This window comes from Parazoarcus communis SWub3 = DSM 12120 (genome assembly GCF_003226565.1).
GTDB lineage: Bacteria > Pseudomonadota > Gammaproteobacteria > Burkholderiales > Rhodocyclaceae > Parazoarcus > Parazoarcus communis.
The window spans coordinates 58,861-77,844 of sequence record NZ_QKOE01000002.1; the positions used below are offsets into that span (position 1 = coordinate 58,861).

Annotated in this window: 13 protein-coding genes; 4 read left to right on the plus strand and 9 right to left on the minus strand. The window is 62.2% G+C overall.

Features of this window, described 5'->3' with window-relative positions:
• Positions 1-3: 3 nt before the first annotated feature.
• From DNK49_RS03945 to DNK49_RS03960, 4 genes are all read right to left on the minus strand, one after another.
• Positions 4-1,062 carry a 5-oxoprolinase subunit C family protein gene (locus DNK49_RS03945; protein WP_110523036.1) on the minus strand — a complete coding sequence of 353 codons (1,059 nt, stop codon included), beginning with the start codon at positions 1,060-1,062 and terminating at the stop codon, positions 4-6.
• Positions 1,059-1,832 (minus strand): 5-oxoprolinase subunit PxpB, encoded by a 774-nt coding sequence (gene pxpB / locus DNK49_RS03950; protein WP_110523037.1) that lies wholly within the window; start codon positions 1,830-1,832, stop codon positions 1,059-1,061. Before pxpB ends, DNK49_RS03945 begins: the two co-directional genes overlap by 4 nt.
• A 122-nt stretch (positions 1,833-1,954) precedes the next feature.
• Positions 1,955-2,425, minus strand: coding sequence for a Dps family protein (locus DNK49_RS03955; RefSeq protein WP_110523038.1), 471 nt, complete (start codon positions 2,423-2,425; stop codon positions 1,955-1,957).
• A gap of 137 nt (positions 2,426-2,562) precedes the next feature.
• Positions 2,563-3,501: a hydrogen peroxide-inducible genes activator gene (locus tag DNK49_RS03960; RefSeq protein ID WP_110523039.1), complete on the minus strand. Its 939-nt coding sequence runs from the start codon at positions 3,499-3,501 to the stop codon at positions 2,563-2,565.
• Between the two features lie 210 nt (positions 3,502-3,711).
• On the opposite strand from DNK49_RS03960, the gene DNK49_RS03965 reads away from it, so the two are divergent.
• The 3 genes from DNK49_RS03965 to DNK49_RS03975 all read left to right on the plus strand — a co-directional run bounded on the left by DNK49_RS03965 (position 3,712) and on the right by DNK49_RS03975 (position 8,860).
• Positions 3,712-5,772 carry a TonB-dependent receptor plug domain-containing protein gene (locus DNK49_RS03965; protein WP_110523040.1) on the plus strand — a complete coding sequence of 687 codons (2,061 nt, stop codon included), beginning with the start codon at positions 3,712-3,714 and terminating at the stop codon, positions 5,770-5,772.
• Positions 5,773-5,892: 120 nt separating this feature from the next.
• Complete coding sequence (locus DNK49_RS03970) at positions 5,893-7,350, plus strand: DegQ family serine endoprotease (protein ID WP_110523041.1); 1,458 nt, start codon at positions 5,893-5,895, stop codon at positions 7,348-7,350.
• Between the two features lie 190 nt (positions 7,351-7,540).
• On the plus strand, positions 7,541-8,860 hold the full coding sequence (locus DNK49_RS03975) for a sensor domain-containing diguanylate cyclase (RefSeq protein ID WP_110523042.1): 1,320 nt from the start codon (positions 7,541-7,543) through the stop codon (positions 8,858-8,860).
• Here DNK49_RS03975 and DNK49_RS03980 read toward each other — a convergent pair.
• A complete protein-coding gene (locus tag DNK49_RS03980) occupies positions 8,850-10,472 on the minus strand; it encodes a methyl-accepting chemotaxis protein (protein WP_110523043.1) in 1,623 nt (540 codons plus the stop codon). The two genes, DNK49_RS03975 and DNK49_RS03980, sit on opposite strands and share 11 nt — an antisense overlap.
• 261 nt (positions 10,473-10,733) lie before the next feature.
• Here DNK49_RS03980 and DNK49_RS03985 point away from each other — a divergent pair, with 261 nt between their 5' ends.
• Positions 10,734-11,195, plus strand: a complete 462-nt coding sequence (locus DNK49_RS03985) for a c-type cytochrome (RefSeq protein WP_110523044.1) — start codon at positions 10,734-10,736, stop codon at positions 11,193-11,195.
• A gap of 90 nt (positions 11,196-11,285) precedes the next feature.
• Here DNK49_RS03985 and DNK49_RS03990 read toward each other — a convergent pair whose 3' ends face one another.
• The 4 genes from DNK49_RS03990 to efp all read right to left on the minus strand — a co-directional run bounded on the left by DNK49_RS03990 (position 11,286) and on the right by efp (position 18,934).
• Positions 11,286-11,984, minus strand: coding sequence for a cytochrome b/b6 domain-containing protein (locus DNK49_RS03990; RefSeq protein ID WP_110523045.1), 699 nt, complete (start codon positions 11,982-11,984; stop codon positions 11,286-11,288).
• A 96-nt stretch (positions 11,985-12,080) separates the two neighbouring features.
• Entirely contained in the window at positions 12,081-17,696 is a 5,616-nt protein-coding gene (gene uvrA, locus DNK49_RS03995; protein ID WP_110523046.1) for an excinuclease ABC subunit UvrA, read from the minus strand.
• Between the two features lie 137 nt (positions 17,697-17,833).
• Positions 17,834-18,247 carry a hypothetical protein gene (locus DNK49_RS04000; RefSeq protein ID WP_243632230.1) on the minus strand — a complete coding sequence of 138 codons (414 nt, stop codon included), beginning with the start codon at positions 18,245-18,247 and terminating at the stop codon, positions 17,834-17,836.
• A gap of 129 nt (positions 18,248-18,376) precedes the next feature.
• Complete coding sequence (gene efp, locus DNK49_RS04005; protein WP_110523048.1) at positions 18,377-18,934, minus strand: elongation factor P; 558 nt, start codon at positions 18,932-18,934, stop codon at positions 18,377-18,379.
• Positions 18,935-18,984: the final 50 nt, after the last annotated feature.

An 18,984-nucleotide genomic window follows, 5' to 3' on the forward strand; every position in this document is an offset into this window, starting at 1 on the left:
CATTCAGTCAACAGGCCACCACTGCGGCCGGTGTTCGGGCGACAGGGCGTGCACCACGCCACCCACCAGGTTGACACTGTACAGGGTGTCAAGATCGATGCCATCCGGTAGCAAGGGGCGGATGGCATCGATCAGCGCACGAGTCTCGGCCTCGGCGCGGCGGGCAGACTCCTCTGCTTCAAACGCAGCAACACGTGCAAAACGCAGTATCTGACCCGGCCGGCAAGCCGCCAGACGCGGTAGGTCGGCACTGATCACGGTAGCGATCTTCGGATAACCGCCGGCAGTCTGGGCGTCGGCCAGCAGCACAATGGGCTGTCCATTGCCCGGCACCTGGATGGAGCCGGGCACGGTGGCATCCGACACAATTTCTCGGGTGCCTGCGTGTTCCAGTGCCGGACCTTCCAGGCGGATGCCCATACGGTCGGCCTCGGTACTGATACGGTAATCGGCGCTGATCAAGGTATGCAGCGCCGCTGCGCTGAAATGGTCGGCCTGCGGTCCCAGCACCACGCGGATCGGCGACGGATCGGTTAAGGGCACATGCCTCAGGACCCGGTCCACACCCTCGCCATGACTCACGACCGGCAACTGCATGCCCGCAGCCAGCGCCCGCCCGTCAACGCCACCCAACACCGCGCGGGCATAGGTTGACACGCTGCCCAGGGTCTCAGGCAAGGCCAGGCCTTCGATCGCCACCACCGCAATCCGCCCGCCAGCAAGCAGCTTGCGAATCCGCAACTGATCACCATCAGCCAGCATGGTGGATCGCCATGGCGGCAAGGGGCGACGCTCACCTGCCACTTCCAGTTCGACCACCGCGTCGCCCGCAACCGCCACCCGGATGGGCCCGCCGTGAGCAAGCAAGACCAGGCCACCATCGAAACACTCGATCACGGCATGGGTTTCAGGGTTGCCAACCAGCGCATTGGCGATACGCATCAGTCTCGGATCGAGTACCCCCGCCCAGGGCACACCAATGCGGCGAAAGCCACGCCGCCCGCGATCCTGCACCGACGCATACGCCCCTGGCGCCAGAACCTCGATCCGCGCTGCATTCATTGCCCATCCTCCGCGACCCGTATCAGCCATTGCGCAGGATCGATGTCACCTGCCGCGCACGCGGCATCAAGCCTGAGGTACTCGCTGATCGACACCGGCTCGAAGCACACACGATCACCAGCGGCCAGCAAGGCGGGCGCGCGACGCCGGACGTCGAACAGGCTGACCGGACAGCGCCCGAGCAGGTGCCAGCCGCCCGGGCTTTCCCATGGGTAGATTGCAGTCAGCCCGGTCGCAATCGCGACGCTACCGGCCGGGACCCGCACGCGAGGTTGTGCCCGTCGTGGCAGACGCAGCAGGTCCGGCAGATCCCCCATGAAAGGAAATCCGGGGAGAAAGCCCATCATGTAGACGCAATACTCGGCGCCACTGTGCAAGGCCACCACCTCGTCCTCCGACACGCCGATTGCCGCCGCCGTCTCTGCCAGGTCTGGCCCGGCATCGCCTTCGTAACAGACTGGCAGACGCCAGCACCGTTGCTGAATGTCGGGTGCAGGTTCGGCAGATGCCGCCAACACCGGCCGCAACACCGACAGCAGCGCCTGGCGACCGGTCACCAAGGGGTCGAAAAACACCGTCAGCGAACGGAAGGTAGGCATGGTCTCGATCAGACCGGGCAGGGCGCCTGCCACGCTCAGCGCCTGGATCGCCCGGTCCAGGGCATCTACCCGGGCCAGTAGTGCCGGATCGATGGCATTGCCGAACTCGATCGTCAGGGCGGCATCACCCGCGTCAAGCACACGATAGGCGGGGAAAGTCTCGGTGGCCATGATCGATGTTGAAAGTTGTGGACGACGACGATACCGCAATGCCCGGTTCAGCAATGAACCCGTTGGCACACAATGCAAAAAGGCCCCGCAGGGCCTTAGCATTGTGCCAATAGCCGGACGAATCAGCTTTCGAGCAGGCTGCGCAGCATCCACGCATTCTTTTCATGCACCTGCATGCGCTGGGTCAGCAGATCCAGGGTCGGTTCATCACTGACCTTGTCAGCCAGCGGGGCCACGCTGCGTGCGGTGCGCACCACGGCTTCCTGACCTTGCACCAGCAGCTTGATCATGTCGGTTGCGCTCGGCACGCCTTCCGGCTCGCTCATGCTGGTGAGCTTCTGGAACTCCTTGTAGGTGCCCGGTGCCGGGAAGCCCAGCGCACGGATACGCTCGGCGATCAGGTCCACCGCCAGTGCGAGTTCGTTGTACTGCGCCTCGAACATCAGGTGCAGGGTGTTGAACATCGGGCCGGTCACGTTCCAGTGAAAGTTGTGCGTGGTCAGGTACAGCGTGTAGCTGTCGGCGAGCAGGCGGGACAGCCCGTTGGCGATGGCAGCGCGATCGTCCTTGTTGATGCCGATATCGATTTCCATACTGTTCTCCTTGTCGCGTGGTTCTCTCAGTCCGGCACGGATACCGTGCCGCCATGATCGAATGCTAAGCCAACCGATTCATCCTATCCAATTCAATAGCCCTATTCACCATATGGAAAAACCCTATGTGAGCAGGCTCAGCCCAACTCGAAAGCGGGCAAACGACCTACAGGGCGAACGCCGGGCAGCTCGCTCTCGAAGACCGCCGTACGCAGGATGTCGATCGCACCACTGCGCGGGTAGGTGACCCGCCAAGCCAGCGCAACCCGGCGCGAGGGTTCCGGCTGCGAGAACGGACGCACCGCCACCAGCGGATTCTGCGTTCCCATCTCGTCCGCGGCGGAGCTGGGCAGAACGGTCACCCCCAACCCGGTCGCCACCATATGGCGGATGGTCTCGAGCGAGCTGCCTTCCAGCGTGCGTTGCAAGCCACCGACATTGCGACAGTGCGGACACACCTCCAGCACCTGGTCACGGAAGCAGTTGCCGGATCCGAGCAGCAGCAATTGATCGTCCGCCAGGTGGACCGGATCGATTTCCTTGTCCGCAGTCCACGGATGCGAGGCCGGCAGCAGCACGCGGAACGGTTCGTCGTAAACCGGCTGGGTGACGATGCCGGCTTCTTCGAACGGCAGGCTGATGATGATGACGTCGAGTTCGCCACGCTTGAGCGCCTCGGCCAGCCGGGTGGTGTAGTTTTCCTGAATGATCAGCGGCATGCGCGGCGCCAGCTGATGCACTCGCGGGATCAGCCGCGGCAGCAGGTAGGGACCGATGGTGTAGATCACGCCGACACGCAAGGGGCCGGCCAGCGGATCCTTGCCGGCCGCGGCAATCTCGTGGATCTGGCCGGCCTCGACCAGCACCTTCTCGGCCTGGGCAACGATGCGGCGGCCGGTTTCGGTGATCTTGACCTCGGACGCACTGCGCTCGAACAACTGGATGCCCAGTTCCTCCTCCACCTTCTTGATCGCCACCGACAAGGTGGGCTGGGAGACATGGCACTTTTCGGCCGCACGGCCAAAGTGGCGTTCATGGGCCAGGGCAACGAGGTAACGCAGATCGGTCAGAGTCATCAGGCATACCAGTCTATCGAGGATGCAGCGTCAGGCTTGAAACGTGTCCGGTGGCAGCCGCCAAATCAATCTTGCATCGATAATGAATTCGCGTTTGGCTGAAGGATATAATCCAGCACTCCAAGATCATTATCCCGCCAAGCCAGCATGCCGGTCCGTCTCATTTCCCGCCGAGTTGCAGGATGCCTTCTCGCAGGCTTTGCTGCAACCGTGTCGGCGCATGAAGAAGCCAGCGAACGCAGCTTCTTCGAGGCCTTGCCGGTCGTGCTGACCCCCTCGCGCCTGCCACAGACGCTGCAGGATACGCCGGCTGCGGTCAGCGTCATCGATGCTGACATGATCGCCGCCACCGGGTATCGCGATCTGGGGCGGCTGTTCCGCCTGGTACCGGGGATGCAGGTGGCCCAGGAGCGGGGACACGACCAGTGGGTCACCTATCATGGGCTGGGCGGTGATTATCCCAACCAGATGCAGGTTCTGGTCGATGGGCGATCGGTATACAGTCCCTACTTCTTCGGCGGCGCCGACTGGGGTGCGCTTCCCGTCCGACCGGAAGACATCGAGCGCATCGAAATCGTGCGCGGAACCAATTCGGCAACTTACGGCGCAAACGCGTTCCTCGGCGTGGTCAATATCCTGACCCGGCACACCGCGACCGAAACCGGCAGCACCGTCAATGTCAATCTGGGCAGCCGCGGCATTGCCGACGCCAGCGCACGCATGATCAGCCAGAGCGGCCCGCTCGGTATCCGTATCAGCGCCTCTCACCAACAGGACGAAGGCATCAGCGCAGTCAAGGACAACCGCAGGATCAACGTACTGAACCTTCGCGGCGACCTCCGGCTCAGCGACACGGACGAACTCTCCATCATTGGTGGACACACCCAGGGGCGACGTGGTCAGGGCTTCGAGGGTGTGCTTTTCGATGGCAGTGCAACGCGCGACGCCAGGCATCAGGACAGCCATCTGCATCTGCGCTGGCGCCACACCCCTTCAGACCAGGAAGAATGGTCCCTGTCGTGGTTCACCAACCACGAGCGCACTCGCGATCCCTGGCAGGTAAACTCGCATGCCAACCTGGAAGGCAGCCTGGGCAGTGCCCCCGCGCTCATTGCCATGCTGCGCTCGGTTCCAGCCCTGATCATCGATGTCGATAACAATCGCGACAGCCGCCGCAACAACATCGAACTTCAGCACCGTCTGCGCAGCTCCGAGAACCTGCACCTGCTGTGGGGTGTGGAATGGCGCCAGGACTGGCTGGAGGCCGACTCGCTGTTCTACTCGGGAGAAGCCTACAGTCAGCAGGAATGGCGCATGTTCGGCAATGCCGAGTGGCGTTTTTCACCCAACTGGCTGCTCAATGCCGGCACCATGCTCGAGTACATCGAAGACGACCGCGCCCGTATCGCGCCACGTGTCTTCCTGAACTGGCAGCCCTCACCGGATCTCACCTGGCGGGCCGGTTACTCCGCCGGCTGGCGCCAGCCCTCGCTGTTCGAACGCCATGCCGATGTCCGTATCGTTCATGCCACCCAGGGTGAGCTGCAGATCCGCCATCAAGGCAACCCCGACCTTCGGCCACAACGTATTGACGCCGTCGAGATCGGCTTCCTGGGGCTGCTGCCGCGCGCCCAGGGAAGCGTCGATGTGCGTGTGTTCCATGAACGCGTCAAGGACTTCATCGTCCGGCGGCCGACTTCGTTTGCGCTCGACAACACGCTCGACACCTATTTCCCGGTGGTTCCCGGCATCGATACGACCTACCTGTTCCAGAACCTGCTGGGGAGCACCCGCTGGGACAATGCCAGAGGAACTGTCAGGCTGACCGGTCTCGAATACCAGCTACGGACACGCCCATGGCAGAACGGTGAGCTGATCCTCAACCACAGCATGATCAGGGCCCGCAGCTCGGACGCAGCAGTCACCGGCAGCGTTGCGCCCTATGTTGCGAGCCTGAGCTGGTTGCAGCAGATCGGCCCCTGGCAATCCATGCTCAGCCTGTTTCGCATGGGTCCGTCGGATGCGGGTACCGGTTACACCGAAGGCGAATCCCTTAGCATGAAGGCATACACTACGCTGGACTGGAGCGTATCGCGCAGGCTGCTGTTTGGACGACAGCCGGTCGAAGTCCGGCTGACCGGCATCAATCTGCTGGGCAAGCACCAGGAACTGATCCATCGTCCAGCCGAAACCCTGCCGCAATATGCGGGTAACAAGGCAGCCAATCCGATGGAACCCCAGGTCTGGATCTCGATGCGGACGACCTTCTGAATAGCCCATGGGCTTGATTCCGGAACCGATGGCCCTCATGTTGCCTGCAAGCTCCCGGGAACAGGACACCGATTCTGGCGTCAACACCCGGTCGATCGTCTTTGACTGAAAGGACTGCTCATGCGAAACACTCTGGCTGCAAGCACCCTGATTCTTGCCCTGACCGCCGCCATTTCCGGCAGCGGCCTGATCACTCCGGCTCACGCACAGGTCACTCAAGGTAGCGCGGCGACGTCGATGGTCAGCCCCAATCGCTACGGCCTGCCCGACTTTGGCGATCTGGTCGAGCAAGTTGGCCCGGCAGTGGTCAACATCAGCGTAGTGGAAGAGCGCCAGGTGGGCATGACAGACAACCCATTCGGCAACGATCCGTTCTACGACTTCCTGCGTCGCTTCGGTGTACCCATGCCCGACATGCCGGGACAACCCGGAGGCACCCCCCGCATCAACCGCGGGATCGGCTCGGGTTTCATCGTCAGTTCCGACGGCTACGTGCTGACCAATGCCCACGTTGTCGGCGACAGTGGCGCAGAGGTCACCGTCCGCCTGATCGACAAGCGCGAATTCAAGGCCAGGGTGGTGGGCACCGACAAGCGTACTGACGTTGCCGTACTCAAGATCGAAGCCAGCAACCTGCCGACGGTCAAGATTGGCAATGCCGACCGCGCGCGGGTAGGCGAATGGGTCGTTGCAATGGGCTCACCCTTCGGCTTCGACAACACGGTCACCGCCGGCATCATCTCGGCAAAGGCGCGCCGGCTGCCTGACGAAAACTATGTCCCCTTCATCCAGACCGACGTCGCCATCAACCCGGGCAACTCCGGCGGCCCGCTGTTCAACCTGGCGGGTGAGGTGGTCGGCATCAATTCACAGATCTACTCACGGTCTGGTGGATTCATGGGCATTTCCTTTGCCATCCCGATCGACGTCGCGATGACGGTCAAGGACCAGCTCGTCACCCACGGCAGGGTCCAGCGCGGTCGGCTCGGCATCGCCATCCAGGGCGTCGACAAGGAACTTGCCCAGACCTTTGGCCTGAGCGATGCACGTGGCGCCCTCGTTGCCAGCGTCGAACCGGGCAGTGCGGCCGACAAGGCCGGTCTGAAAGCCGGTGATGTCGTCCTGACCGTAGATGGCACCCGTGTGGTCGATTCTGCCGACCTGCCGCGCATCATCGGTGAAAAGCGCCCCGGCAACCGCGTCAGACTCGAAATCTGGCGAGACGGCAAGGCCCGCGAAGTCACCGCAACACTGGACGAACTGACCCCCGAACCCACCACCACGGCCCGCCGCAGCGGCGGCGAACCTGCAGGCGGCAAACTTGGCCTCAACGCGCGCATGCTCACCAGCCAGGAAGCGTCCCAACTTGGCGTGAGCAACGGTATCGTCGTCGAAGGCGCAAGTGGACCGGCTGCACGTGCGGGCTTGCGCCGTGGCGATGTGATCCTGGCGATCAACAACCAGCCCGTCGGATCACTGGAACAGTTCCGCCAGCAGATCGAACGCGCCGGCAATCGCTTCGCATTACTGATCCAGCGCGGCGAAGCGCGAATCTTCGTTCCCGTCCGGATCGAGTAAGTACTCGATGGCACCCGTCGGATCGGCATGTGGGCATGCATATCATCCGACGGGTGCCATGTTCATGGCCGGTACAACATGGTCAGTGGCGACGCTGCTCGCCTTTCCGGATTCTCCTTGTTACACAGAGGGTTTATGATGTCGGGTTTGGGGAGTCATGCATGACTCTCAAACACTCAGGCGATCACTGATGCCGTTCTCGGACACCCTGGCCCACAGCCCGACCGCGTTGCTCGAAACCGTCTTCGACGCACTGCCCGACAGTGTGTTCCTGATCGACCCCGACACTTCCCGCATCGTCTATTGCAATCGAGCCGCTTGGTCCGATCTGGGCTACGACCAGGCAAGCGACCTGCTCGACCACTCGGTACTCAGCCTGCAGAAAGACGTCATCGGGCCGGAGCAATGGCGCAGCATCGCGATCGAGATCCGCGCGCGCTCGCCTTATGTCTTCATCGGTCGCCACCGCCACCGCCAGGGCTGGGAACTGCCGGTCGAGGTCTATACCAGCTGCTTCGAGTTCGACGGTCGTGATTACTTCCTGTCGGTTGCCCGCGACATCACCACCCGTACCCAGCTGGAACGCGAACTCAGCGCACGCGATGCACAGTTGCGCTTTGCACTGAATGAAGCCAGCGACGGGCTTTGGGATTGGGACATCATCAGCGGATCGGTGTTCTTCAGCCCACAACTCAAACGCATGCTGGGCTACGGCCCCGAAGAGCTAGCCCCCCATCTGTCGAGCTGGGCCGACAACATCCATCCGGACGACGTGGTCTGGGTCCGATCCGTCATCGATGACCACCTCGCCGGCCGGCGCGAGCGTTTCGAAGCCGAATACCGCCTGCGCAACCGCAATGGCCACTATCTATGGGTTCATGATCGCGGCCGCATCTGCGAACGCGATCCGGATGGACGCCCCTTGCGCATGGTCGGCATGGTGCATAACGTCACCGACCGCAAGAACCTCGAACTCCGACTGCAGCGCCTGGCCTCGCACGACAGCCTGACCGGCTTGTTGAACCGGCGGGAGAGCGAGATCATCCTCGAAACCCAGATCAGCCTGTGTCGACGCCTGCAACTACCGCTGGGCATCTGCCTGTTCGACCTCGACAACTTCAAGTCGATCAATGACGTCCACGGTCACCTGTGCGGCGATCAGGTCCTCGCCGGCGTCGCCGAACTATTCAATCAGCACGTCCGCAGCGCAGACTACCTGTTCCGCTGGGGCGGTGAAGAGTTCATGCTGATCTGTGTCGACACCACGCTGGAACAACTTCAGCAGCGTGTCGAAGGGCTGCGCACCCTGCTCGAGTCCAAAACCTGGGACACCCTGCCCGCGCTGGGCAAGGTCACCGCCAGTTTCGGCATCGCGGTATTCCCTGACCACGGCGACAGTGCCCGCGAACTGTTCATTGCTGCGGATGCGGCACTCTATCGCGCCAAGTCATGTGGTCGTAATCGGGTGGAACTTGCCGACACCTGGCCGGCAAACACCTTCACACCCTGAAACGCGACACCAGATCCTGCAGTCGGGCAGCAAGCTGCTCCAATTCGCGAGCCGCCTCCACCGTATTCTCGATCGCCGCATTGTTTTCCCGCGCCATGCCGGCAATCGCGTCGATACTGGCGGTCACCGACTCGCTGGCACGATGCTGGTCGCCTGTTGCGCCAGCGATCAGATCCAGGCCTTCACCCACTTCCGTCACCGAAGAGTTGGCAGCAACCAGCACATCCGACACCACGTCGGCTGCCCGACGGCTGGAACTCAGATGATCCAGCCCGCGTGCAATCGAATCCTGCACCGAGGTCGACTGCCGGCTGATCTCCTGGGTGATCGAGTCGATCTCGCCAGCTGATCGTGCCGACTTTTCCGCCAGCTTGCGGACTTCATCCGCCACCACCGCAAAACCGCGCCCCTGCTCGCCCGCGCGCGCCGCCTCGATCGCGGCATTGAGCGCAAGCAGGTTGGTCTGTTCGGCGATCTCACGAACCTCTTTCGTCATGTTGGTGATCGACCGGGTCGAATCGACAAAGGCACCGACCGATTCCGCCATATGCCTGACCGCCTGCTCGACGTGCGAAACCTCACCGATCAACTGCTCCAGACTGCGCTGTCCCTCCTGCGAGCGCGCCAGACTCTCGCGCGACCGTGCCCGGACGGATTCGGTATTGCTCGCAATGCGCGAAATTCCGGCATTGAGCTCATCCACCGACTCGGCCGCACGCACCGAACTGTCATTCTGCCGGTGCGAACTCTCTGCCAGCCGCGACGCACCCTGAACCAGATTTCGTGCCGAGCCGGTCACCGCATCGGCCGATGTGCTGACCTGACGCACCAGGCCACCAATGGTCGCGAGCATGCGATTGAAGGTATCGGCGGTCCTGCCGATCTCATCCTTGCCCTCCGCCTCCAGACGACGGGTCAGATCCCCCCCTCCTGCAGCAATCTCCGACAGGCTGTCGGTCAGGTGCGACAAGGGCCGGGTCACGAAACGACGGATGAAAAGATAGACAAAACCGATCAGTGGCAAGGACACCAGCAGTGCAAACAGGATGCTCTGGTTACGGAATGCACTGACTGCGGCATTGACCTTGTCGAGCGAGATCCGCATGCTGACGACGCCCAGGGGCGTTCCTTCCGGCACCTGATGGCAGAGCGTGCAATCCTTGCCCAGGTAATTCCGGGCAGCCGGTGACGGAATCACCACCCGCAAATGATCGCCGTAGCGCTCATCACGCTGAACCTCGATGAAGGGCTGTCCATTCGCCAGTACCTTGCGTTCGGTCTCATCGAGCATTTGCTCACTGGCCGATCCGGGCCCATACACCTTGCTTACCGCCTCGCCACGGACCACCTTGAGATCGCGAACCGACGACAACTCCTTGATCTGGTCGAGAAACACATCGCGCTGATCGACCGTACCGGTAATCATCATTCCCGTCAGCCCAGCCATCGTCATCTCATTGACCGTACTGGCGAAATCCTTGGCCTGGTCAATCGCGGTATCGCGATTCACCTTGGTCTCCCAGGCAATCATGCTGCCCCAGGCAAGGATCAGCATCAGCCAGATCGCCCCGGTCAGACGTACCCAGATTGGTGTGTCGGACAACCGACCCATGACTCACTCCTCGATACGACACCCTGAGGGGTGTCATCTCTTCCATTGTACTCAGGGACTACGGCCAACTTCCGCCAAAGCTTTAGCCGATTATTCGTCGATCCGGATCAGCGCATCGAAGGTAATTTGAGTTGTCACGCAAAGGGAATATCATTCAATGACGATAAACTCGTTGAACCAAAAGATCCGATCGATTGTCGCAGTGCGGGATTCAGATTTTCCGTATGTGAATCCGTCGATCCATCCTACTAGAGGCCAAACATGAAAAAATCCTTCGCTCGCGCCACGCTCGGCATTCTTGCCTTCTCCCTTGCCACTGCAGCTTCCGCCCAGGTCAAACCGGAAGACCAGATCAAGTTCCGCAAGGCCGGTTACAGCTTCATGAGCTGGAACATGGGCAAGATCAAGGCCAACCTCGATGGCAGCTATGATGCCGCCCAGGTCACTGCCGCTGCCAACGCGATCGCCGCCATTGCCAACTCCGGCATGGGCGCACTGTATGGTCCGGGTACCGACAAGTCGATTGGCGACCAGAAGACCCGCGTGAAGCCTGAACTGTTCCAGAACATGCCTGAAGTCGGCAAGCTCGCCACCAACTTCAATGCAGCCACCACCGAACTGGCCAAGGCCGCCGCCACTGGCGACGCAGCGGCCGTCAAGGTCGCTTTCGGAGAAGTTGGCAAGACCTGTAAGGCTTGCCACGACCAGTTCCGCATGGACTGATCCTGCCCCGCCAGCTGCCCAGTCTGGACAGCGTGGTAAAAAAAGCCGCACTCACTGGTGCGGCTTTTTTATTTTGGAGTCTCCGAATCCTCACCAGGCGGGCGCGGCCTGGGCCGGCGGAGGGGGAGGGGGAGGCGACAACAAACCGCCCGTTGCGGCCCATACCGTTCCGCTCGCAAACACAAGCGCGATAATGAAAGCCACCAGCCCACCGCCCTTGGCCGCTTGCGCGGCAGGATCCTCGACGGCCTTGACCCCGGTGATCATTGGTTTGACCAGGTTGTCCTTCTTTACATGAACATAGAAGAGGATGGCAGCCACATGCAGCGCAACCAGGGCCCCAATCAACCAGATGTTGAGCCGATGCAAGCCTGTCAGCCAATCGCTGGTGTCCTTGCTGACCAGCGCGTACAGCGGCCCTTCAAAGGCAATGTCGTCGTTCGACATCAGCCCGCTGACCACCTGGAACGTTGCGACCGCCAGTAGTGCCAGCACCGACAAGGCGCCCAGCGGATTGTGCCCCAGGCCTTCCCATTCGCCCTTCAGGTAGGCCCTGATCCGGCCGGGGCCAGGAACGAAATGGGCAAAGCGCGCATAGGTCGAACCGACAAACCCCCATACCAGCCGGAAGGCCAGCAGACCGGCAATCGCAACCCCCAGACGCCCGTGCCAGACGATCAGGTTGCCACCTTCCAGACCAGTGACGAACACGCCAATCATCAACACCACCAGTAACCAGTGAAACAATCGGGTAGGCAGGTCCCATACCCGGACATGTTTGGTATTCATTGAAAAATCTCAGAAAAAAGAAAGCGTCGGGGCTAAAGACCCCTTTAGCCTGAAATGGTTTCGGAACACAGGCACGACGCCTGAGCCGAAACCGGCTCAATCCCCTCCGCGACGCAAGTCGAGAAACTCCCTCAGGTGACGCCCGGTGTGCGAAGCCGGTATCGCCATTGCCACCTCGGGCGGCCCTTCAGCCACCACCCGGCCACCTCCATCCCCACCTTCCGGCCCCAGGTCGATCAACCAGTCGGCCTCGGCCATCACGTCCAGGTCATGCTCGATCACCAGCACGGTATGGCCGGCATCAGTCAGCCTGTGCAGCACATGGATCAACTTATCCACATCGGCCATGTGCAAGCCCACCGTCGGCTCATCCAGCACATAAAGGCTGTGCTTGTCGGCCGGCAAGGGTACGCCTCCGGTATCGCTCGCCTCTCCTGGACGTCTGCGCACCTTGGCAAGCTCGGTCACCAGTTTGATGCGCTGCGCCTCTCCGCCCGACAAGGTCGGACTGGGCTGCCCCAGGGTCAGGTAACCCAGGCCGACATCCTGCAGCAGCTGCAAGGGGTGGGCGATTGCCGGATGTGCGGCGAAAAAGCCCACCGCTTCGTCTACCGGCATCGCCAGAACCTCGGCCACGGTCTTGTCGCGCCAGCGCACTGACAATGTTTCCGGGTTGAAACGTGCGCCACCACAGGCTTCGCAAGGGGTCTTCACATCGGGCAGGAAATTCATCTCCACCGTCGTCTGACCCGCACCATCGCATACCGGACACCGCCCAGCCCCGGTATTGAAGGAGAAGCGCGATGCATTCCAGCCCCGGGTACGGGCGTCGAAGGTGTCGGCAAACAGCTTGCGGATCGCATCCCAGAAACCCACATAGGTTGCCGGGCAGGAGCGTGGCGTCTTGCCGATGGGCGTCTGGTCCACTTCCAGCACGCGACCAACCTGCTGCCAGCCCTGCAGCGCACGGCAACCCACCAGCGGCTGATCCACCTCGTCCGGTTGCGCCTGACCTCTCCGCCGCGCCCGCGTCGCCTCCGGATCGCCCAGACGGGCACGCAAGTTGGCATGGATCACATCGCGCGCCAGCGAGGACTTGCCCGACCCGGACACGCCGGTCACCACCGTCAGCCGTGCCAAGGGAATTTGCACCGTCACATCGCTCAGGTTGTGCAGATCGGCCCCCTCCACCCGGATCGCCGGATGACGCTCAGCCACCTCACGGCGTGGTCGCATCGGATGCTGCAAGGGCTGACGGAAGCAAGCGCCGGTCGCCGACTCCGGCGCGGCCAGCAAGGCTGCCACGTCACCTTCGGCCACCACCCGGCCACCGCGCACCCCCGCACCCGGACCAAGGTCGATGACATGATCGGCACGGCGGATGGTGTCCTCATCATGCTCCACCACCAGCAGGGTGTTGCCACGGTCGCGCAAGGCCTCCAGCGTGTCGAGCAACAGACGGTTGTCACGCGGATGCAGGCCAATGGTCGGCTCGTCGAGGATATAGCAGACGCCACGCAAGTTGGAGCCCAGCTGGGCCGCCAGCCGGATGCGCTGAGCCTCGCCCCCGGACAAGGTCGGTGCAGCCCGGTCCAGTGCGAGGTAGCCCAACCCGACGTGACGGAGAAAATCCAGCCGGCCACGGATCTCGCTGATCAGATCGCGGGCAATATCGGTTTCGCGTGCATTCAGTTCCAATTCACTGAAGAAGCCCGCTGCCTTATCCACCGGCAACGCAGCCAGCTGATGCAGGCCGCGGTCACGGAAGCGCACTGCACGCGCAACCGGATTCAGGCGCGCACCTTCACAGGCCGGACAGGCTTCGTCCTCGCTCACCATCTCTTCGGCATCACCCAGATCGAGCGCATCCGGATCCTCGATCCGGCTGGTGGTCTTCAGGCCGGTGCCATAACATTTCGGACACCAGCCATGTTTGGCGTTGTACGAGAACAGGCGCGGATCCGGCTCCGGAAAACCCGTGCCGCAATCCGGGCAGGCACGCAGCGTCGAAAAGGTGACCGGCTGGGCGCCAAGCTTACCCAGTTCCAGCACCTTCAACACACCCTTGCCGTGCTCGAGCGCGACCTGCACGAACTCGCGCAGTGTGGTTTCCGACGCCGGCTGCACCACCACCATGCCAACCGGCAACTCGATGGTGTGTTCCTTGTAGCGATCCAGCCGTGGCCACTTGGCAGTCGGCAGGTACTCGCCATCGACGCGCAACTGGGTGTGCCCCTTTCCGCGTGCCCATTTCGCAAGATCGGTATACAAACCCTTGCGGTTACTGACCAGCGGCGCCAGCACTTCGACCGATGTATCACGGTGTTCACGCAGGATCTGGCCGACAATGGCCTCGAAGCTTTGCGGCGTGACCGGCACATTGCAGTCGGGGCAGTACTGGGTGCCAAGCTTGACGTACATCAGGCGCAGGAAGGGATGGATCTCGGTCAGCGTCGCTACCGTGCTCTTGCGCCCGCCACGGCTGGTACGCTGCTCGATCGCCACCGTGGGCGGAATGCCGAACAGGCCATCCACATCCGGACGGCTTGCCGGTTGCACGAACTGGCGCGCATAGGCATTGAGCGACTCCAGATAGCGACGCTGCCCCTCGCCAAACACGATGTCGAAAGCCAGTGTGGATTTGCCCGAGCCAGACAAGCCCGTCACCACGGTGAAACGGTCACGTGGAATCGACACGCTGATGTTCTTCAGATTGTGCTCACGGGCATGGCGGATCTCGATCTCGGGTGCCGCCAGCGTCCGATAAGCAACCGCTGGCTCGGCCAGGATCAAAGGTGCCGCCCGTGTTCGCGCCAGCGCTTCGGCGTAGTCGCGCAAGGCTGCAGCAGTGTGCGACAGCCGATGCGCGCGCAGCACGTCCACCGGGCCCTCGGCCACGATCTGTCCACCCGCCTCGCCTCCTTCCGGCCCCAGGTCGATGATCCAGTCGGCGGCTGCAATCACATCGAGATTGTGCTCGATGACGATCAGCGAATGCCCCGCCTGCAACAGCTTGTCGAAGGCGCCCAGCAAGGTGGCGACATCCTCGAAATGCAGGCCGGTAGTCGGTTCGTCGAACAGGAAGAGCAGACCGGGCTCCACCTTGTCCACAAATTTCTCAACAAGGTTATCCACAGGCCGGACCTTGCGCGCGGACTTCTTCTGCGCCGCCTCGGCAAGATGACCTGCCAGCTTCAGGCGCTGCGCCTCGCCACCGGACAAGGTCGGCACCGGTTGCCCCAAGCGCAGGTAATCCAGCCCGACATCAGCCAACGGCGCCAGTGCAGCCAGTACCTTGGGCTGATCATCAAAAAACTGCAGCGCCTCACGCACCGTCATGTCCAGCACATCTGCAACCGACTTGCCACGCCACTGCAACTCGAGGATTTCCGGGCGATAGCGCTTGCCATCGCAATCCGGACAACGCAGCCACACATCGGACAGGAACTGCATCTCGACATGCTCGAAACCCGAACCGGTACAGGTCGGGCAACGACCGTGGCCCGAGTTGAAACTGAAGGTGCCCGGCGAATAGCCACGCTCCTTGGCCTGCGGCAGTGCGGCGTACAGGTTGCGGATCGAATCCCAGGCACCCACATAGCTCACGGGATTGGAACGCGAACTCTTGCCGATCGCCGACTGATCGACCATCACCACACCACGCAACTTATCCACACCTTCGAGGCGCTCGAATGCCCCCGGCGTCTCGACGGCCTCGCCAAAATGTTTGGCCAGTGCCGGATACAGTACGTCCTGGATCAGCGTCGACTTGCCCGACCCCGATACGCCCGTCAGACAGGTCATGCGGCCGAGCGGAAAATCCACCGTCAGGTTGCGCAGATTGTGCTCGCAGGCCCCGACAAGACGCAGCCGCGGCGTGTCATCGCAAACCGGTCGCGGCGGACGCTGCACATCGATACGCTTGCTGCCAGCCAGCCAGGGCCCGGTAATGGAGTCAGGATTGGCGGTGATTTCGGCCGGCGTGCCGCGCGCAACGATATTGCCGCCACGCTCGCCCGGCCCCGGTCCGATCTCCAGCAGTTCATCCGCAGCCACCATCACCTGCGGGTCGTGCTCCACCACCACCAGGGTATTGCCGGCATCGCGCAGACGCGTCATCACCCCAAGAATCCGCCCGATATCACGCGGATGCAGGCCGATCGACGGCTCATCGAGCACGAACAGGGTATTCACCAGCGAGGTACCCAGCGCCGTCGTCAGGTTGATGCGCTGCACTTCACCGCCCGACAAGGTGCGTGACTGCCGGTCCAGGGTCAGGTACCCCAGTCCCACATCGGCCAGATAGGTCAGCCGGCTGCGGATCTCGCCCAGCACCAGTTCAGTCGCCTCATCGGCGATTCCCGGAAAGACCAGCGCATCCACGGCCTGACGGATACGATCCACCGGCAGCGCCATCAACTGGTGTATCGCCAGGCCCGGACCATCCTGCATCGGCAAGCGCCACAACAGCGCTTCGGGTTTGAGTCGGGCACCGTGGCAAGCCGGACATTCGGTGTAGCTGCGATAACGCGACAGCAGCACCCGGATGTGCATCTTGTAAGCCTTGGTCTCGAGCCAGGCAAAGAAGTGACGCACGCCATACCAGTAGCGCGGCCAGGAGCTGTCCCAGTTCTTCCACTTCTCGTCGCCTTCCAGCACCCAGCGCCGGTGCTCCGGCGGCAGGTCGCGGAAAGGAATGTCCATCGCCACCCCGGCCTTCTTCGCCATCTTGGCCAGGTCCTGCTGACATTCCTTGTAGCTCTCGGTCTGCCAGGGTTTGATCGCGCCTTCGGCCAGAGTCTTGGACTCATCCGGCACCACCAGCCCGAAATCCACCCCGATCACCCGACCGAAACCCCGGCAGGTCTCGCACGCACCGATTGCCGAATTGAACGAGAACAGACCCGGGCTGGGGTCGTTGTAATGAATGTCGCAGTCGGCACAGTGCAGCCCATCGGAGTAGCGCCAGGCCACCTCCCCCTGCACCACGCCGTCACCACTGGCAAACACGGTCAGCCGTCCATGCCCCAGCCGCAAGGCAGCTTCCAGCGCTTCTGCCAGGCGTGACGGCTCTGCTGACGACAAGCGGAAACGGTCTTGCACCACCTGCAGCACATCTCCATCGCTACCTTCGTCCCGGCGGTGGATGCGGGTGTAGCCCTGTACATTGAGCAAGGCGGTGACTTCAGCCTCGGTGTAGGCCTTCGGTATCGTCACTGCAAAACAGATCACCAGTCGCGGATCACCCGCCGCCGCACAGCGTTGCTGCAGATCTGCCGCAATGCTGTCTGTGGAATCCCGACGTACCGGCTCACCGCAACTGCGACAATGCAGACGCGCGGCACGTGCATACAGCAGCTTGAAATGGTCGGCGAGCTCGGTCATCGTGCCCACCGTCGAGCGCGAGGTCCTTACCTGGCTGGTCTGATCGATCGCAATCGCCGGCGGCACGCCCTCGATACGATCCACCTGCGGCTTGTCCATCCGGTCCAGAAACTGCCGCGCATACGGCGAAAAGGTCTCGACATAGCGACGCTGACCCTCGGCATACAAGGTATCGAACACCAGCGAGGACTTGCCGGAGCCGGACACCCCGGTCACTACCGTCAGCTGGTTGAGGGGCAGATCGAGCGACAGATTGCGCAGATTGTTCTGGCGCGCACCGCGGATGCGGATGGCGTCAGGGGTGGAACGGGGATCAGCTTCGGACATGGGAATGGGGAAATCGGTGGCAGGACGCTATTGTAGGTGCGTCAGCCCTGCCCGCCATGGCTTGATCCCCGAAACCGCGGCGGACCGTTTGGTGACGACTTGAAAAGTCACCGCCTCCCGCGGCCCCAGGTCAGGATTTACTGCTCCGCGGCAGCATCATCCGGCCGCTTTCGCACCGCATCAACCACGTCCTTGCCCGCATCCTTGAGTTTCAGCGCAGCTTCACGGGTGGCGTCGGCAATGCGCCGGGCGGCCTGTTCGGCGGCCTCCTTGGCATCGCGGGCGGACTCGCTGGCCACACCGGCGGCTTCAGAAGCCTGTTCACTGCCCGCTTCAACCTTTTCGGTCGCGGTTGCGGTCACCGCCTCGACGATGGCCTTGCCCGCCTCACCCGCCTTCTGTGCCGCCTCGCCAGCCTTGTCCAGCGCTTCCTTTGCGGCAGTGGCTGCCTCCTTGGCGGAACGTTCGGCCTTTTCGGTCGGGGTTTCCTGCGCACAACCGGCAAGTAGCAGGGCAGTCAGGGACAGGGCGGCGAGGTAAGGGGATTTCATCGACTTCAACATGGACGACACAAGGAACTGGGACGATACCGGATCAGACCCACAGAGACTGCAAACAAGTTCCGACAAATGAAAAAACAAGGGGCCCACTCGGGGCCCCTGGCGAACACTGCGCGAGAATTACTTCACGCGGTTCTTGTACTCGTCGGTACGCGTGTCGATTTCGATCTTGTCACCGATTTCGACAAACGCCGGTACCGGCAGCTCGAAACCGGTGGAGATCTTGGCCGGCTTCATGACCTTGCCCGAGGTGTCGCCCTTGACGGCGGGTTCGGTGTAGATCACTTCACGCACCACGCTGTTCGGCAGTTCAACCGAAATCGCCTTGCCGTTGTAGAACACCACTTCGCAGGCCAAGCCATCTTCCAGGTACTTCAGTGCATCGGTCATGTTCTCGGCTTCGACTTCGTACTGCTCGTAGTCGGCATCCATGAACACGTACATCGGATCGGCGAAGTAGGAGTAGGTGACTTCCTTGCGGTCGAGCTGAACCACTTCGAACTTGTCGTCGGCCTTGTAGACCGATTCCGACGGTGCGCCGGTGAGCAGGTTCTTGAGCTTCATCTTCACGACTGCAGCGTTGCGGCCGGACTTGTTGTATTCGGACTTCTGGACCACCAGCGGGTCGCTGCCGACCATGATGACGTTGCCGGAGCGGAGTTCCTGAGCGGTTTTCATGCTGTTTCCCGAGAATTGGACGTCGCGGCAAAGGCCGCAGGACGGACTGA

Bases quoted from the DNA above. Each gene is read 5' to 3' on its own strand.
- DNK49_RS03945 (WP_110523036.1), bottom strand. From the start codon at position 1,062: ATGAATGCAGCGCGGATCGAGGTTCTGGCGCCAGGGGCGTATGCGTCG.
- pxpB (WP_110523037.1), bottom strand. From the start codon at position 1,832: ATGGCCACCGAGACTTTCCCCGCCTATCGTGTGCTTGACGCGGGTGAT.
- DNK49_RS03955 (WP_110523038.1), bottom strand. From the start codon at position 2,425: ATGGAAATCGATATCGGCATCAACAAGGACGATCGCGCTGCCATCGCC.
- DNK49_RS03960 (WP_110523039.1), bottom strand. From the start codon at position 3,501: ATGACTCTGACCGATCTGCGTTACCTCGTTGCCCTGGCCCATGAACGC.
- DNK49_RS03970 (WP_110523041.1), top strand. From the start codon at position 5,893: ATGCGAAACACTCTGGCTGCAAGCACCCTGATTCTTGCCCTGACCGCC.
- DNK49_RS03975 (WP_110523042.1), top strand. From the start codon at position 7,541: ATGCCGTTCTCGGACACCCTGGCCCACAGCCCGACCGCGTTGCTCGAA.
- DNK49_RS03980 (WP_110523043.1), bottom strand. From the start codon at position 10,472: ATGGGTCGGTTGTCCGACACACCAATCTGGGTACGTCTGACCGGGGCG.
- DNK49_RS03985 (WP_110523044.1), top strand. From the start codon at position 10,734: ATGAAAAAATCCTTCGCTCGCGCCACGCTCGGCATTCTTGCCTTCTCC.
- DNK49_RS03990 (WP_110523045.1), bottom strand. From the start codon at position 11,984: ATGAATACCAAACATGTCCGGGTATGGGACCTGCCTACCCGATTGTTT.
- uvrA (WP_110523046.1), bottom strand. From the start codon at position 17,696: ATGTCCGAAGCTGATCCCCGTTCCACCCCTGACGCCATCCGCATCCGC.
- DNK49_RS04000 (WP_243632230.1), bottom strand. From the start codon at position 18,247: ATGAAATCCCCTTACCTCGCCGCCCTGTCCCTGACTGCCCTGCTACTT.
- efp (WP_110523048.1), bottom strand. From the start codon at position 18,934: ATGAAAACCGCTCAGGAACTCCGCTCCGGCAACGTCATCATGGTCGGC.